The 16,410-nt window shown below is 66.0% G+C and carries 12 protein-coding genes; 6 read left to right on the top strand and 6 right to left on the bottom strand.

The window, feature by feature from the left end; all coding sequences use genetic code 11:
- Positions 1 to 249 precede the first annotated feature (249 nt).
- Complete coding sequence (locus tag R3O64_RS11835) at positions 250 to 2,070, top strand: phosphoenolpyruvate carboxykinase (GTP) (protein WP_339016978.1); 1,821 nt, start codon at positions 250 to 252, stop codon at positions 2,068 to 2,070.
- A 55-nt stretch (positions 2,071 to 2,125) separates the two neighbouring features.
- On the opposite strand, the gene R3O64_RS11830 is transcribed toward R3O64_RS11835, so the two are convergent.
- On the bottom strand, positions 2,126 to 2,890 hold the full coding sequence (locus R3O64_RS11830) for a class I SAM-dependent methyltransferase (protein ID WP_144676805.1): 765 nt from the start codon (positions 2,888 to 2,890) through the stop codon (positions 2,126 to 2,128).
- 24 nt (positions 2,891 to 2,914) lie between these two features.
- Here R3O64_RS11830 and R3O64_RS11825 point away from each other — a divergent pair, with 24 nt between their 5' ends.
- Entirely contained in the window at positions 2,915 to 4,006 is a 1,092-nt protein-coding gene (locus tag R3O64_RS11825) for a glycosyltransferase family 4 protein (protein ID WP_339016977.1), read from the top strand.
- Here R3O64_RS11825 and R3O64_RS11820 read toward each other — a convergent pair.
- Both R3O64_RS11820 and R3O64_RS11815 read right to left on the bottom strand, forming a co-directional pair.
- Complete coding sequence (locus R3O64_RS11820) at positions 3,930 to 5,417, bottom strand: hypothetical protein (RefSeq protein WP_339016976.1); 1,488 nt, start codon at positions 5,415 to 5,417, stop codon at positions 3,930 to 3,932. The two genes, R3O64_RS11825 and R3O64_RS11820, sit on opposite strands and share 77 nt — an antisense overlap.
- Before the next feature lie 12 nt (positions 5,418 to 5,429).
- Positions 5,430 to 6,404: a DUF3068 domain-containing protein gene (locus tag R3O64_RS11815; RefSeq protein WP_070562281.1), complete on the bottom strand. Its 975-nt coding sequence runs from the start codon at positions 6,402 to 6,404 to the stop codon at positions 5,430 to 5,432.
- Positions 6,405 to 6,457: 53 nt separating this feature from the next.
- Between R3O64_RS11815 and R3O64_RS11810 the strand changes: the two genes are divergently transcribed.
- A complete protein-coding gene (locus R3O64_RS11810; RefSeq protein ID WP_339016975.1) occupies positions 6,458 to 7,624 on the top strand; it encodes an acyltransferase in 1,167 nt (388 codons plus the stop codon).
- Between the two features lie 159 nt (positions 7,625 to 7,783).
- On the opposite strand, the gene R3O64_RS11805 is transcribed toward R3O64_RS11810, so the two are convergent.
- The 3 genes from R3O64_RS11805 to R3O64_RS11795 are packed head-to-tail and all read right to left on the bottom strand — an operon-like array spanning position 7,784 to position 11,758.
- A complete protein-coding gene (locus R3O64_RS11805; protein WP_339016974.1) occupies positions 7,784 to 11,023 on the bottom strand; it encodes an alpha-(1->3)-arabinofuranosyltransferase domain-containing protein in 3,240 nt (1,079 codons plus the stop codon).
- Between the two features lie 2 nt (positions 11,024 to 11,025).
- On the bottom strand, positions 11,026 to 11,223 hold the full coding sequence (locus R3O64_RS11800; RefSeq protein WP_010188604.1) for a DUF2613 domain-containing protein: 198 nt from the start codon (positions 11,221 to 11,223) through the stop codon (positions 11,026 to 11,028).
- A gap of 31 nt (positions 11,224 to 11,254) precedes the next feature.
- A complete protein-coding gene (locus tag R3O64_RS11795; RefSeq protein WP_070624331.1) occupies positions 11,255 to 11,758 on the bottom strand; it encodes a universal stress protein in 504 nt (167 codons plus the stop codon).
- A 58-nt stretch (positions 11,759 to 11,816) separates the two neighbouring features.
- Between R3O64_RS11795 and R3O64_RS11790 the strand changes: the two genes are divergently transcribed.
- Genes R3O64_RS11790 through R3O64_RS11780 form a run of 3 tightly spaced genes read left to right on the top strand, consistent with a single transcriptional unit; the run spans position 11,817 to position 16,380 of the window.
- Positions 11,817 to 12,878, top strand: coding sequence for a glycoside hydrolase family 3 N-terminal domain-containing protein (locus R3O64_RS11790; protein ID WP_339016973.1), 1,062 nt, complete (start codon positions 11,817 to 11,819; stop codon positions 12,876 to 12,878).
- Between the two features lie 34 nt (positions 12,879 to 12,912).
- Positions 12,913 to 14,604 carry a VanW family protein gene (locus tag R3O64_RS11785; protein WP_339016972.1) on the top strand — a complete coding sequence of 564 codons (1,692 nt, stop codon included), beginning with the start codon at positions 12,913 to 12,915 and terminating at the stop codon, positions 14,602 to 14,604.
- A 3-nt stretch (positions 14,605 to 14,607) separates the two neighbouring features.
- Positions 14,608 to 16,380 carry an ABC transporter ATP-binding protein gene (locus R3O64_RS11780; protein WP_339016971.1) on the top strand — a complete coding sequence of 591 codons (1,773 nt, stop codon included), beginning with the start codon at positions 14,608 to 14,610 and terminating at the stop codon, positions 16,378 to 16,380.
- Positions 16,381 to 16,410 lie beyond the last annotated feature (30 nt).

The following is a 16,410-nucleotide window of genomic DNA, read 5'->3' as shown; positions in this document are numbered from 1 at the left end:
CGGGCGTACGGGATGGGTGATCCACAGAAACGAAACCCCCGTATGGGGGCGATTGAGGGCGGTGGGTGCCACATTTCACACTCCGCTGTCCTCGACATAGTCGATATGAACTGGGTGGATATAACCGGGGTGGCGGGCATTACACATTCTGTCATCACCAGTGTCCGTACTCTGGTTGGTGAAACGTCGTTGGGGGAACCTTCGGCGAAATAAAGCACCCTGGCCACACCGACCACAGGAGAATGTGAGATGACCGCAACTATTAAGGGCCTTGTAGGTGAACTGCCCACGAAGAACGAGAAGCTTATTTCGTGGATCAGTGAGAGCGTCGAGCTCTTCCAGCCGGAAGAGGTCGTCTTCGTAGACGGCTCCCAGGAGGAGGCTGACCGCCTCGCCGCCGAGCTAGTGGAAAAGGGCACCCTGATTAAGCTCAACGAGGAGAAGCGCCCGAACTCCTACCTGGCTCGCTCGAATCCTTCGGATGTTGCCCGCGTGGAGTCCCGCACCTTCATCTGCACCGAGACTGCTGAGGACGCTGGCCCGACCAATAACTGGGCCCCGCCGGCAGCCATGAAGGAAGAGATGACCGAGGCCTTCCGCGGCTCCATGAAGGGCCGCACCATGTACGTCGTGCCGTTCTGCATGGGCCCGATTAGTGATCCGGACCCGAAGCTCGGCGTGCAGCTCACCGACTCGGCTTATGTTGTGCTCTCCATGCGCATTATGACCCGCATGGGCCAGCAGGCCCTGGACAAGATCGGGGACAATGGCGGCTTTGTCCACGCTCTGCACTCCGTGGGCGCCCCGCTGGAGCCGGGCCAGGAGGATGTCGCCTGGCCGTGCAATGACAAGAAGTACATCACGCAGTTCCCGGAGACCAAGGAGATTTGGTCCTACGGCTCCGGCTACGGCGGAAACGCCATCTTGGCCAAGAAGTGCTACGCGCTGCGTATTGCTTCCGTCATGGCGAAGGAAGAGGGCTGGATGGCAGAGCACATGCTCATCCTGAAGCTCACCAACCCGGAGGGCAAGAAGTACCACATCGCGGCCGCCTTCCCGTCCGCCTGCGGTAAGACCAACCTGGCCATGATTACCCCGACGATTCCGGGCTGGTCGGCTGAGGTCGTGGGCGATGACATCGCGTGGATGAAGCTGCGCGAGGACGGCCTGTACGCCGTCAACCCGGAGAACGGCTTCTTCGGCGTGGCACCGGGCACCAACTACGATTCCAACCCGATTGCCATGAAGACGATGGAGCCGGGCAACACCCTGTTCACCAACGTCGCGCTGACCGACGACGGCGATGTCTGGTGGGAGGAAATGGGCGAGGCCCCGGAGCACCTCATCGACTGGCATGGCAACGACTGGACCCCGGCTTCGACCACCAAGGCGGCTCACCCGAACTCCCGCTACTGCGTGCCGATTACGCAGTGCCCGACCGCTGCGCCGGAATTCGATGACTGGAAGGGCGTCAAGATTGACGCCATCCTCTTCGGCGGCCGCCGCGCGGATACCGTCCCGCTGGTGACCCAGGCCTTCGACTGGAACCACGGCACCATGATTGGTGCCCTGCTCTCCTCCGGTCAGACTGCTGCCGCCGAGGGCAAGGTCGGCGCCCTGCGCCACGACCCGATGGCCATGCTGCCGTTCATGGGCTACAACGCCGGTGACTACTTGCAGCACTGGGTAGATATGGGTGAAAAGGGCGGCGACCGTATGCCGGCCATCTTCCTGGTGAACTGGTTCCGCCGCGGTGAGGACCGCCGCTTCCTGTGGCCGGGCTTTGGCGAGAACTCCCGCGTTCTCAAGTGGATTGTGGACCGCATCGAGGGCAAGGTCGACGCCGTCGAGACCGTCGTGGGCCACACCGCCCGCCCGGAGGATATCGACCTCACCGGTATCGACTTCGACATCGAGGACGTCCGCGAGGCCCTTTCCGTGAACCCGGCCGATTGGGCTGGCGACATGGAAGACAACAAGGAGTACCTGACCTTCTTGGGCTCCCGCGTTCCGTCTGAGGTGTGGGACCAGTTCACCGCGCTCAAGGAGCGCGTTGAGTCTGCCTCCTAATCTTCGCTGTTAAACGGATGCTCCCCTGCGGGGGAGCTTTCGTCGTTTTAGGGGCTTAAGCGCGCAGGACGAGGACCAGGTTGGAGGTGAGGAACTCGCGCAGTACCGGCACCTTGAGCACCCACCAGGCCCAGGCAGGGTGGTAGCGCGGAAAGGCCGCGAGGAACTCTGCGCCCTGTGGACTCGGCGGAGCCACGCTGCGCGCCCAGTCCAAGCCCTCGCGGGCGGAGAGCGCAAAGAGCGAGGTGCCGAAGACGTTCTTCGGCGGGTGGCCGTGGATGCGGGCGTAGCGGTCGCGGGCGAACTCGCCGCCCACGTAGTGCTCCCACAGGCCGGTCTCGTGCCCGCCAAAAGGCCCCAGCCACACCGTGTAGCTCAAGATCACGAGCCCACCGGGCTTGGTTACGCGCAGCATCTCCTCACCCATGTCCCACGGGTTGGGGATGTGCTCGGCCACGTTGGAGGAATACGTGATGTCGAAGGTGTCATCCGCGAAGGGCAAGCTAGTGCCGTCGCCGCGTACGGCCTGGGCCACCTCGATGCCGGCGGCGGCCATCTCGCCCACGTCCGGCTCCAGCCCCACATAGCTGGCCCCGCGCTGGGCAAAGGCCGAAGCGAAATAGCCGGGCCCGCCCCCGACGTCGAGCACGCGCGCGCCGGTGAGGGAGAGGGAATGGTCGCGGGAGAGGGCGTCGACAAGAGCGGCGGTGTCCTCAGCCAAGCCGCCATAAAAGACCGCGGGCGCTGTCTGCTCGAAGCGGAAGGAGCGCAGCAGCCGCCAGGAGCGGCGCAGTGTGGCCAAGGCACGGGTGCGTTTCATAACCCACTAGGCTAGTTCCTCGACATGAAAATCCTTCTTTTGTGCTGGCGCGATTCCACCCACCCGCAAGGTGGTGGCTCCGAGCGCTACCTTGAGCGCGTCGGGGAATACCTCGCTGCCCAGGGCCACGAGGTGGTCTTCCGCACCGCGCGCCACATGAACGCCGCCAAGCGCGAGCGTCGAAACGGCGTGCTCTATTCGCGCGCCGGGGCCAAGTTCAGCGTGTATCCGCGCGCGCTGTTGTCGATTTTATTGGGGCGCCGCGCTTTGCGCGGCGCTGACGTTGTGGTGGATACCCACAACGGCATCCCCTTCTTCGCGCGCCTGGCCACTCGCGCGCCCGTGGTGATCCTGACGCATCACTGTCACCGCGAGCAGTGGCCGGTGGCCGGTCCCGTCCTGGCGCGGCTGGGGTGGTTCCTGGAATCTCGCGTGGTCCCCGCGCTGTATCGCGAGAACACGTGGGTGACGGTCTCGGAGGCTTCGAAGCGCGACCTGGAGAAGCTGGGGATTCACGGCGCGCACATCATTGAGAATGGCGTGGACCCCCTGCCGTCGCACGTGCCTACCTTGGAGCGCGAGGCCGATATCCACCTGGTGACACTGTCGCGCCTGGTGCCGCACAAGCAGATTGAGCACGCGATGGACACCGTGGCGCGGATTCCGGGCGCGCTTCTCGACGTCATCGGTTCCGGCTGGTGGGAATCCCACCTGCGCGAGTACGCGCGCACTCATGGGGTAGAAAAGCGGGTGCGCTTCCGCGGTCAGGTGACGGAGGACTATAAACATGCGCTGCTCGCGCGCGCCGATGTGCACCTTATGCCGTCTCGAAAAGAAGGCTGGGGTTTGGCAGTCATGGAGGCGGCCCAACATGGGGTGCCCACGGTAGGTTATGCGTTCGGCCTGCAAGACAGTGTTATCGACGGCAAGACCGGTGTGCTGGTGCGGCGCGAGGAAGAGTTCGCGCCGGCGGTGCGCACGCTTGTCGACGATCCCTCCCTCCGCCACCGTTTGGGCAACGCGGCGCGCGAATTGGCGGCTACTTTTTCCTGGGAGAAAACCGGCGCGCGCTTCGAAGAACTGCTAGAAGCGGAAGTGCGCACCAGGCGGCGCTAAGCCCCCACGGGGCGGGTGCCGGTTGCGCGTTCGTGGTGGCAACGATGCCTCCCTTTTCGACGACTGCGCCCACGCCGAGTTCTTCTAATCGGTGGAGGTCGCGTTCACTCCAGGCCTCGGCGGCCGCGAGGTAATGCGGCGATGGCTCATCCACTGTCACACCGTCTACGGTGAGCTCGCCGGAGTCGAGCTTGTTGGCGGCTTTGGAGTAGGGGTCGAGGGCGATGCCGTCTTCGAGCGGCACCATGGCAGGACGGTCGGCGAAGAAAGTCAGGCGCCCGTCGAGCTCTTCGATGAGCTGGCGGTCGATGCCCGTCTCACGTGGCTTCAACACGGCGAGCTCCCGCGGGGCATCCGGTGCTTGGAGTAGGCAGGCACACAGGGCGAGCGCGGCCGGAAGCTGGCGCAGGGACGCGATGCCCGCCACGGCCAGCGGCAGGGCGAGCAGGGTCAGCTTGGAGGAATCACGAACCAGGCCCGCACCGGGAATGTGCTCGATGGCGAAGGCAGTGACACCAGGTGCCAGCGCGCCGAGGATGGCTAGTCCCATGCCGAGAACCGCCAGGGCCGCTAGCGGGCGCAGCTCGCGCCGGGGAAGGCGGGTGGCGCCAAGAATGGCGAGGGCGGCGACGGCCAGGCCTGCCAGAGCGAAGCCGTGTTCGCGGGAGGCCGGCACCGCTGCGGCGTTCCAGATGCCACCGAAACCAAGCAGCGAGCCGACTACTCCCACATAGGCCTCCGCGCGCGGAGCGAAGGCCGCTGCCTGGGCGGCGGGGGCGCCGGGGGTGCCGGGGGCGGTGAGTACACCGCCCATGAAACTGGGAACCAACCACGGCAACCACAACAAGACTGAGCCGCACGCGAAGAGCCACCTTTTTCGCCCTTCGCGCTCACAGACAACCGCGATGAGTCCCCCGAAGAGCCCGCCGGTGGGCGTCAAGGACGCGGCCCACAGCGCTAGCCACGCCACGCGCGGGCGCGCAGTGAGGCATCCCCATGCGATCACGGGCGCCAGCCAGGCCGCGACCGCCAGCGACCACTGGCCCTGCAGGAGGCGCTCGATGACGAAAGGATTGGCCACCGCGCACGCCATTGCCGCGGCCGCCGCCCACGGGCTGGACTCGCGTGCCCACCGGCCCGCCACCCACGCCGAGGCGCTCGCGGCAGCAAGGATGAAGACCCTGGCCAACCACGCCCCGCCGAGAAGAGCGAGCACGCCGTCTTGCGGCGCGTTGCGGGCGGGAAGATCACCGGCGCCGAAGGCGGCGGCGCTCAGGGCTGGGCGGTCAAGGAGCACCATGTCGCGCCACAGGAACTCGCCGGGCAGCACGAAGGGCCAACACACCGCGAGCACGAGTACCACGCCCCACGCGCAGAGGGCGGCGCGCACCGCAAGGGATGCTCGGGACACAGCCACGGGCGCCTACGCGCTCTGCGCTGCATGGCGGCGCATGAACATCGCGGCCGCCACGGCCAACAACGCCACGCCGATGGCCTTGCCCAGCCAGCCGACGAGGCTCAAGATTTTGACCGTGTCGATCACCCGGCGAACCGAGTCGAGGCGTTCGGTGCGGGTGGAATCGGACCAGGAGAGGGGGACGTCGAGAAGCGCACGCTCGTGCGTGTCATCGGCATCGACCATCGCCTGGGCCTGGCGTGCGTCCGTAGCCCAGAAGATGCGCGGGTGCTCCTCCTCGTTGACGATGGTGCCGGTCGTGGGCTCCACCCACACCGTGCGGCTCACGGCGTAGAAAGGCTCGAGGATGACGTGTGATTTCGGCTTGAGGTTGTAGCGCTCCAGGGATTCCGCGGAGTAAAAATCGCCCGCGGGGCCGGAGCGGTGGGCTTCGAAGGCGAAGACCTCCCCGAGCGAGACTGGCGCGACATCCTGGTGGAAGACGTAGGTGGGGATGCTGTCGAGCTTTTCATCGCGCAGGAAATCGATGGGCTCCGTGTCCTGGGTCAGCGGATCGAAGAAGGGATAGGAGCGCTGCTCCGCGCCGGAGGGGAAGAAGTAGCTGATGCCGTCGCGCTCCACCCGGTCTTCCACCTGTACGTCGAAGGCGGGCAGCTCGATGTGCTGCGTCGTGTTCGGCCCCGCCACCGGGTAGGTGGATTCGCGGTTGAGCTGGGATTCCTCGGTGATGTGCGCGATGGTTTCGCCGTTGAAGGTGAGGTCCACGGTGGACTGCGCGCGGGCCACGGAATCCTTCTTCGCAGGGGCGGTGGTGGTGTGGCGGGTAAACGTGGCTCCGTCGTGCTCCGCGTGGATCTCTAGGTTGAGGTCCCTGGGCAGCGGGCGGGATTGGTTGTTGTACAGCGGCGGAAGGATGGACCCGAGTATGAGGAACACCGCGGCGGCAATCGTCACCTGCGCTAGGCGGGAGCGAAGGAACACGTCAGCTCCGATCGGTCGAGGGATTCACTGCAGAAATAGTATCGTAGTGGGCCATGCGCTTTCTCCCTGAGCTCGAAGGCGTGCGTGCGCTGGCAGCATTGGCAGTCGTGGTCACGCACGTGTCCTTTCAGACGGCCACCGGCTGGGCCTGGGCTGAGCGCCTGGATTACGGGGTGGCGGTCTTCTTCGTCCTCAGCGGTTTCTTGTTGTGGCGCCGGCGGCACGCGCACACGGCGGGGCAGTACGTGCTCTCCCGCGTGGCGCGCTTGGCACCGCTGTATGTGGTGTGTGTGGTGGTAGTCCTCGCCTTGCTTCCCGACGCTTCCCCCTTAACCCTCCCGCAGGTCATCACCAACCTGACTGGCACGCAGCTCTATATTGCTGATGGCCTGGTTCCCGGGTTAACGCAATTGTGGTCGCTGTGCGTGGAGTTCGCCTTCTACGCGGTGTTGCCGCTGTTGGCGTGGTTGTTGGATAAGCTCTCGGCGCGCCCGCGGGTTGCACTTATTGCTGGAGCTGGCGTGCTGAGTTTGTTCTGGGGTTTTCTGCCGTTTGTGGCCGGATATGAATCCGGCGATGTCAATACGCAGATTTGGCCGCCCGCGTATTTCTCGTGGTTTGCGGTGGGAATGTTGGCCGCGGAGGCCGAGGCCGCGCAGGTGCGCCTGCGTGCTGGGCGGATTGTGCGTCCCGCCTGTTGGGCGGTGGCGGCGGGCTGCGTGTGGCTGGCCAGCCGCGAGTGGTTCGGCCCGCAGGGCTTGGTGCATCCAGAACCGGGTGAGTTTGCGCGGCGCATTGCGGCGGGGGCGGTGTGCGGGGCGTGCATCGTGGTGCCGGTGGCGCTGGCCCCGCGGGAAAGCTGGCTTTCTTCCGAGGTGATGCGAGCGCTGGGCCGCTGGTCTTATGGTGTTTTCATGTGGCACGTAGCGGTGCTGGCCATTGCCTTCCCGCTGTTGGGCGTGTCTGCTTTCTCCGGCTCTGCCGGGGATTTCGCGGTGGTGTTGGTCTTCACGGTGGTCGTTAGCTGTGTGCTTTCTGCTGCGACCTACGCGCTTGTCGAGGTCCCCGGCCGCGACCTCATCCGCTCCTTCGCCCGCGGCCGCATCGCCGTCCCGCGTTCTCTGCCGCGCGTCGCCGCCGATTCCGCGAGCTCTGGCGGTTCCGGATCCCTTGCCAACGCCGCCGGTTTTACTGATTCCGCCGGTTCGGCGGGGCCGTAGACGGCACTTCACACATGGCATTTTCCAGAAGGCATTAGTCAAACGGTTTACTTGACCCCAAACAAACCTTTTACATCGCCGCAGATGGTTTCCCTGCCCCCAAAGACACCTTTTGACTAGTACCTTTTGAGGGAAACCATCTGGGGCGGGGCCGGGTACTTAGGACGTGCGGCGGGATGGGAGGCAGGCACACGTGATGGCCGCGGCGCAGAGCAGTTGCACGAGCAGCGAGTCGCCGGCGTAGCCGTCCGTGGGCCAGGGTGCGCGGGCGAGCATCGCGCCCGCGGCCAAAGTGAGCGCGCCCGCCAGGTAGTCGGGGCGCAACGTGGTCCAGCGAGTGATGGCCCACGCCGCGGCAGCGGCGGCCACACCGGGCAGACCTGCGACGAGAGCCATCGTTGCCGCGATGAGCAGGGCTAGAAGGACACGCGCCGAGGAAGACGAGTGGGTAGCAGGGCTGGACGAGGCGGTGTTGTGTGCCGTGTAAGCAGCGGAGGCGGCGGGGGAAGCGGAGTGAGGGCGGGGGCCGCGGGCCATGACGAGCAGGCACAGCGCGGTGGTCAGCGCGGCGAGCGCGCCGCCGAGGCCCAGGCCGACGCGATAGGCACGGTCGGCAGCAAAAGACATGTGGAAGGTGCCACCGGCACCGGCGGGAATGAGGAAGGCTTGCGTGTCGGCATCGATGGAGCGCGGCTCGAGGGACAGTGGTTCCGAGCTGGAGGCAGGCGTTGAGTCCGGCGCTGAGTCTTGTGCTGAACCTGGCGTCGAGACCGCAGCTGTGCTGGGGGAGCGCAGCTCGCCGCGCAGGCCTTCGTTGAAGGCACGGCCGGTGATGAGGAGGCGGTCGTGGTCGGCGGGCTCGATGGTCTCACCGGCAGCGAGCGGGGTATAGCCGTGGTCAGCACCGGATGTGGCGGCTGAGCCGGCGGAAGACCCGGCTGCGGCTGAAGAGCGGTCAGAGGAAGCGGGAAGGGGCGCGGGCAGGGAGGATGCGGTATCGGTCAGCGCCGCCCAGTCGCCGGTGGTGCGCAGGAGGTGCTGACCGGCGGGCAGGTTGAGGGTGGAGTTGGGGGCGTGGGGGGAGCCGTCGATAAGCACTGTCTTCTCACCGGAGACCCGCACCGTCATGTCGCGCGGGGTAGTAAAGGAGCGGATGAGGATGTGCTCGTTGTCCTGCTGGAAGAGGAACTGCTCGGCATCGGGCGAGGTATCGGGCACGGTGACGATGCGCCGCGGGGTGGGCTGATCCACGATGGAGGCTTCCGCAATTCCGGTGCGGCGCTGCGGCTCGATGCGGATGGTGGAGGCTTTCGCGCCGGGCACGCGGATATCGCGGGCGCGGTAGGCCTCCATGGTGACCGTCACCTTGGAGTCGCCGTTGTGGATGGTGACCTCAGTCGTGCCGGTGGTCATCAGCCGCAGCGTGGGCGAGGTCCACGTGGAATCGGAGTGCAGCTCCAGCCAACCGGAATCGCCGGGCGCGGGCCACCACGCGGTGGAGTTCTCGTCGTCGACGGCCGCTGTAAGAGAACGCGCCGGGTTCGCCCCGCCGAAGGCAGAAGCATCCGCGGCAGAGGAGGACGCGGTGACGCGACCATCGTGCTCCACCACCTGGGTCAGCGGGCCAGCGGAGGGGTAATCGCGCAGTCGATTGCGCACGGTGGAAGGGTCATCAGGGGCCAGCGGCGCGGAGACCGGGCCGGAAAGCGTTCCGTAGTTGCGGTCGCGCAGCGCAGGCGTATCGGTCACGATATCGGCGTTGGAGGCGACCAGTTCGTGTGGGCCGTACAGGAGTGCGAGCGACTCCCCACCGCCCGCCACACGCGGCGGATTCGCCGGCGCCAGGTTCATGGAGAGGTCGGGGTCGAAGACAACGACGTCGACCTCCCCGAAGGTGTGGACCTCGCCCGGAATATGGGTTGCAGAACCAGCCATGAGGTCGTGGCGCACCGCGACGGCCCCGATTCCAAGACGCTGCAAAACCACGGGTGCCGTGGCGGGATCGCGTTCAATCTGCGCCATGACACCGTCCAGGCCACGGATGCCCTCGGGCGGGATGAGGGGAACGGCGTCGCGGACGGCCCAGGGGACGTCGAGAAGCGGCTGCGCCGGCTCATCGCGCGTCCAGCCCCAGTCCTGCCGTGCAAAAGAGGCCGGCGGGTAGAGAAGCACGCGCGTATCCAGGCTGTTCATGAAGTCAGCTGCCTCGTGCCAGTAGGCAGGAACCTCCTCGTAGGCGCCCTTCGACAGCAGCCGGCCCGCCCAGGCGGGGGCGGTCGCGCCCATCACCACGAGGCACACCAGAAGGCCCGCTGCTTCACGACGCCCCGGGGCCAACGTCCGCGGCAACCTCACCCGGGCAGCAATCGCGGCCACGCCGAGTACCAGTGGGATGCGCACCAGCGGGTCGAATTTGTGCACATTCCGCAACGCGGCCAGCGGGCCATCGAGCGCGTCGAGGTACCACGCGGCATGCGTGCCTAATATGGCCACGCCCACGAGCAACATCGCAGGCCACAGGCGCGGCAGGCGGGCCAGGCCCATAAGACCCAGGGCGGCCACGGCCACGGTGACAAGCACGAAGACCGGCTCGGTGGCCAGCTCGTTGCCAGCGACGCGTTCGGTATCCACAAACGGCGCCCAACTGGTGGTGCCGCGCAGGATTTCCGCCAGGTTGAGCCACCGCGTGGTCACGCCGGCGGACTCGATGAATTCCGTAAAAGGCGGGGCATAGCGGCCCAGGATGAGCAGCGGGGTAATCCACCACGCGGATACCGCAGCGCACCCAGCCAACCACACCAGGCCGGTCTTGCCCGAGCGCCGCCACAGCAGGATCACACCCGCCGGCAGGCAAGCGGCGAGTGTGGCCGTGGCGTTAACCGCGCCCATGCACGCCACCGCCACCACCGAGGGTGCGGCATCCCGCCAGCTCAGTTCGCCCTTTCGCAAGAAAGGCAGCAGCACCCAGGGCGCGAGCATAACCGGCCAGGTCTCCGAGGAAATCGCACCCAGCGTGGTCAGCGTGCGCGGGGAGAGCGCATAGAGCAGACTGCCCATCAGCGCGGCATAGCCCGGCGCGGTGGGAAGCACTGTCCGGACAACGCGGAAGAAGCCCAGAAAGCCCACCGCTAAGACCAGGAACCACCACGCACGTTGCGCTATCCAATCCGGCAGTGGGTCCGCCAGCAGGAAAAACAAACCCTGCGGGAACAAGTAGCCATAGGCCTGGTTCTGCAACTGGCCCAGCGTGAAAGTATCGGTATAAGCATGCAGCGCGCAGCGCAAGAAATGCGCGGGGTTGGCCACCAGATCGTGCTTGGTATCAGCAGCGGTCAGCCCCCACGGCTGCACCAGAACCACGAGGGCTAAAAAGAAAAGCCCCCCGATACGTGCGCGCACGCTTACTCGCGGGAGCCGTACTCCGGCCCGCCCATCACGGCGTCGGAGGCCTTGACGGAATTATCGTTCGGCACGGCATCGGCCTGCGAGAATTGGGCAATGCCCAGGATGGTCACGACTCCCAGCGCCACGCCGACGACCGCGCTGCCCAGGGCCGGGCCCAGGGTGCGCTTGTTGAGGGAATCGCTGTCGAATGCCATGGCGCCAGATTCTAGCAGCTAAAAGCTGCCTTTAGGAGTCGCTTTCTTCCGCGTCGTCCTCATCGTCGTTCTCCGGCGGCACGATGAAGACTGGGAGACCGGCGTTGCGCACGATGTACTCCGCCGTGGAATTCGTCCACAAGGAGCGGAAGCCGGTGAGCGCGCGGGTGCCGGTGACGATAACGTCGATGTCGAGTTCGTGGGCGGCGTCGACAATCGCGCTCTGAATCGTCGTCACTGATTCCACCAGGTGGGCATGGCCGCGCAGGCCGAGGGACTCGGCCTTGGCAATTCCGTGGTGGCAGATGGCGAGGGCCTCTTCATAGGCCGGGTCATCCTCCACGCTGTCCGGTGAGACCGTGGATTGGTGCAGCCCGGTGCGGCTGACCGCGCGGGCGGCCTGGCGTGCGGACGGCTCCCAGGCGGTGAGGATTTCGACGTCGGTGGGGCGCAGGAGCCGCGCGGCGTACTCGAGGGCGCGGTCGGCGCGGTCGGAGCCGTCATAGGCAATGAGCATGGTCTCTCCGTTATTCATGTGACCATCCTAACAACCGCTTGTTTCCCGCGCGGGTGCTTCAGGCACACTGGTGGGCATGAGAAAAGCAATGCCCGCCCTCCTGTTGAGTGCTACCTGTGCGCTGAGCGCGTGTAGTGAGGAGCCTGTGCTTTCCGACGCCCCGCCCAGCGAAACCAGCGCCGCGGCCTCGAGCGCCGCGTCGGGGGACGCGGCAGAACACGATGCCGCGCTTGAGGGCGTCCGCGCTCGCGCTGCCGTCAAGCTCATGCCGCCGGCGCTGAACTACGAGGATGCCCGCGCGAAACTCGAAGCCGGCGTGGGCGGGCTCTTTATCCCCAGCTGGGCCGACCCTGAGCTGCTCAGCGATGGCCCGCGGGGAGTGAACGCTTTGCGCGAGGAGATGGGCCGCGACTTCGAAGTCTCCATCGATTTCGAAGGCGGGCGCGTACAGCGCTTCTCCGAAATTTTGGGCGACTACCCCTCTCCGCGGGCCATGGCGGAGGGCCACAGCCCGGAGGAGGTCGAGGCCCTAGCCACGGAGATTGGGCAGAGCCTACGCGCCCACGGCGTGACGGTGGACTTCGCCCCGGTGCTCGACGTGGATGGGGGAGACCTGGAAGTCGTCGGTGACCGCTCCTTCTCCACCGACCCACAGGCCGCCGGCGAATATGGCGCGGCCTTTGCCCGCGGGTTGCAGGCCGCCGGCGTGAAGGCCGTGTTCAAGCACTTCCCGGGCCACGGGCGTGCCTCCGGGGACACACACCTGGGTGAGGCCGTTACCCCGCCGCTGGAAGAACTGTACGGACACGAGTTCGTGCCTTTCCACACGGCAATCCCGCAAGCCCCGGAAGCGGCCCTCATGATGGGCCACCTCGTGGTGCCTGGGTTAGGGGACGAGCCCGCCTCCCTCAACCCGCGGGCTTACCAGCTGGCCCGCGAGGAACTGGGTTTCGAGGGCACGATTTACACCGATGACCTGGGAGGGATGGCCTCCATCTCGGAGAACTTCAGCGTGCCGGAGGCCGTGGCCGCAGCCCTCACCGCCGGGGCCGATATGCCGCTGTGGTCCACCGACGATGACATCAACGCGGTCATCGACGCGGCCGCCGACGTGGTGGCCCAGCAAGAGGGCGACTAGTAAAAACTAGCTGGCAGCCGTTAATCTCGTACACGTGAAAAAGGCAATCGGACACAGCCAACAGCGACGCAAGGGGCTCCAGGTGACCCTTGGCGTGCTCGTCGGCCTGATACTCATCGCCGGCATCGCCTATGCGTGGGACGTCATGGCTAACCAGCACAAGGTCCCGCGCGCGACGTCGGTCGGCGGCGTGGACATCTCCCGCATGGAGCGCACCGCTGCGGTGGAGAAGCTGGAGCAGGAACTCGGGGACGTCGCGGCCCAGCCCGTGGATATCCGCGCCGGGGAGAAAAGCTCGCAGCTTATCCCCCAAGACTCCGGCCTAAGCCTGAATTATCAGAAAGCCGTCGACGGCATTCCCGACGCTTCCCTGAACCCCCTCTCGCGCCTGTACAGCTTCATTAAGCCCACCCAGGAAATCCCTGTGGCTGTGGACATCGATGAGAACCAGCTCTCCGGCCAACTCGAGCGCGTGGGCAACGAGCTGAAGATCGAGCCGGAAGACGGAAACTTGGAGCTTATCGACGGCTCCCTCAAAGAGACCAAACCCAAGCTCGGCCAGGCGGTGGAAGAGGGAGTGCTGCACGAGGGCGTCGTGAAGCACTGGCTCGACCCCGAGGGCGTCGACGTCGAGCCGATGGTGGTGGAGCCGCAGATTAATGATGAGGCCATTGAGGCCATGCGCACCGGGGATGCCGCCCGCGCGCTGGATAACCCGCTCACCCTGAAGGGCGAGAACAACACCACCGGCACCCTGCGCAAGCCGGAGATTTCCCAGTTCGTCTCCATCGCCGCCGAAGACGGCGAGCTGCGCCTCAAGGTGGACAAGAACCGCGCGCGCGAGCTTTTCCAAGAGCGCATGCAAGGCTCCGAGGTGCCCGGCACCAACGCCAAGATTTCCTTCAGTGGCAATGACAAGCAGATCACGCCGTCTGTGGATGGCTCCATCATCGACTGGGATAAGACCTTCGAGGGCTTCGAGGACCGCGTGAGCAGCGAGGACGACCGCGAATGGGATGCCGACTACAAGCCGGACCCCGCGGATTTCACCACCGAGATGGCGGAGAAGGCCACCTTCGATGACACCGTGTCTGAGTTCTCCACTGGCGGCTTCTCCGGGGCCTCCGGAACAAATATCCGCCTGGTGGCCCAGCAGGTCAACGGCGCCGTGGTCAACCCGGGTGAGACCTTCTCCCTCAACAGCTACACCGGCCCACGCGGTACCGCGCAGGGCTACGTGGAATCCGGCATCATCATCGATGGTCACGCGGGCGCTGCCGTGGGCGGCGGCATCTCCCAGTTCGCCACCACCTTGTACAATGCCGCCTACTTCGCCGGCATGGAGGACGTCGCGCACACCCCGCACTCCTATTACATTTCCCGATACCCGGCCGGCCGCGAGGCCACCGTCTATGAAGGTGCTATTGACCTGCAGTTCAAGAACACCTCGAACCACCCAGTGCGCATCGAGACTGACTTCGGCAACGACATCACCGTGCGCTTCAAGGGCGTGAAGACGGTCGACGTCGAATCCATCAACAACGGCCGCTGGGCCAAGACCGAGCCGCAGCGCAAGTCGGTGAGTGAGGATTGCTCGCCGTCGTCCGGCGCGCCGGGCTTCACGACGTCCGATACCCGCGTAATTAAGGATCTGTCCGGCAAGGAGATCTCCCGGGAGACCACCACCACGGTCTACGACCCGCAGCCCATCGTTACCTGCGGTTAAGCCATGACCCGGCCGATGCACACCGCGGTGAAGGACCCGGCGGACGTCGATCAGCTGGCCCAGCACCCGGTTGCTTTCCGCCGCGTGGCCGGCCTGTTTGCCCCGCACCGCGGCACGCTGCTTGTGGTGGTGGCGCTCATCATCGCCACCTCCGGGCTGACGGTGGTGCAGCCTTTCCTGGTACGCCGCACCGTGGATGAGGCCATTCCTGAACACGACACCGCGCTGCTGCTGTGGCTCGTCGGCGGCATGCTGGCCATCACCGTGGTCTCCCAGGCCATCGGCGTTATCCAGTCTTTCTTATCCGCGCGGGTGGGGCACACCATCATGCACGAACTGCGCACGCAGGTCTTTGCCAACCTGCAGCGCCAATCGCTGCAATTCTTTACCAATAACCGGGGCGGTGAGATTCAGTCGCGCCTGACCAATGACATCGCGGCGATGCGCGGCATGGTGACCACCACGGCGACCTCCGTGGCCAGCAACCTCACCATGACGGTGGCCACGTTGGTAGCGATGGTGGCGCTTTCGCCCACCCTCTCGCTGTTGTCCCTGGTGGTGCTGCCTCCCGCAGTGTGGCTCACCCGCCGCGCCGCCGTTCTGCGCCGCAGCCTCATGGAGAAAAACAGCCGCGCGCAGGCGACGTTGCAGCAGACCATTTCGGAGAACCTGTCCGTGTCCGGCATGCGCCTGGCGGCCACGCTGGGCGCGCAGGAGCGGGTCTATGGCGCGTTTGAAAAGACCTCGCGCTCCCTCATCCGCTTGGAACTGGAATCGCAGCTGGCCGGGCGCTGGCGCATGGCGCTGACGCAAATCATCTTCGGCGTGATGCCGGCCCTGATTTACCTGGTGGCTGGCCTGCGCCCGGGGATTACGATTGGCACGCTCATTGCGTTTAGTACCCTGCAGACCCAGATTTTCCGCCCGATTACCGGCCTGCTCAACGTGGGCGCGCAGTGGGTGGCGTCGATGGCGCTGTTCAGCCGCATCTTCGAGTACCTCGACCTGGAGCCCGATCTCACTGAGGCCACTCAGCCCGCCCAGCTTGCCGACGCCTCCCTCACCCTCCACCACGTCTCTTACCGCTACCCCGGCACGGACACCGACGCGCTTTCCGACGTCTCCCTTTCCATCCCCGCCCACACCACCACCGCGCTAGTAGGGCATACCGGTTCCGGCAAGTCCACGGTGGCCGCCCTCCTGGCGCGCCTAGCCGATCCCACCGAAGGCACCGTGCACCTAGGTGGGGTAGACCTGCGTGACATTCCACCGGCGCAGCGCGCGGCGGTCATCGGCGTGGTCTCCCAGGAGACCTACCTCATCCACGGCACGGTGCGGGAGAACCTCCTCTTTGCACAGCCCGATGCCAAAGAGGAACAGATGTGGGCGGCGCTTAACGCCGCGCGCGTGGACGAGGTCATCGCCGCGCTTCCCGACGGGCTGGATACTCTCGTGGGCTCGCGCGGCTACCGTTTCTCCGGCGGTGAGCAACAGCGCCTCTCGCTGGCCCGCACGCTGCTGCGCCAACCCCAGGTGCTCATCCTGGATGAGGCCACCTCGGCCCTCGACAACGAAACGGAGCGCGCCATCCAGGACGCAGTGCTTGGCGCGGACGCTACCCGCCTGGTCATTGCGCACCGCCTGTCCACCATCCGCGACGCCGACCAGATCATCGTCCTCGACGCCGGCCGCGTGGTCGAGCGCGGCACCCACGCCGAGCTGCTTGCGCGCGGCGGTGCCTATGCGGCGCTGCTTCGCGCCGCCGACGAGACCTAAAACAAAACCCAGCCTGAGCTGGGTAAATAA

The organism is Corynebacterium hesseae, assembly GCF_037850265.1.
Classification (GTDB): domain Bacteria; phylum Actinomycetota; class Actinomycetes; order Mycobacteriales; family Mycobacteriaceae; genus Corynebacterium; species Corynebacterium hesseae.
The sequence above is the reverse complement of the archived record's forward strand: the minus strand, read 5'-3'. Positions and strand labels throughout refer to the sequence as shown.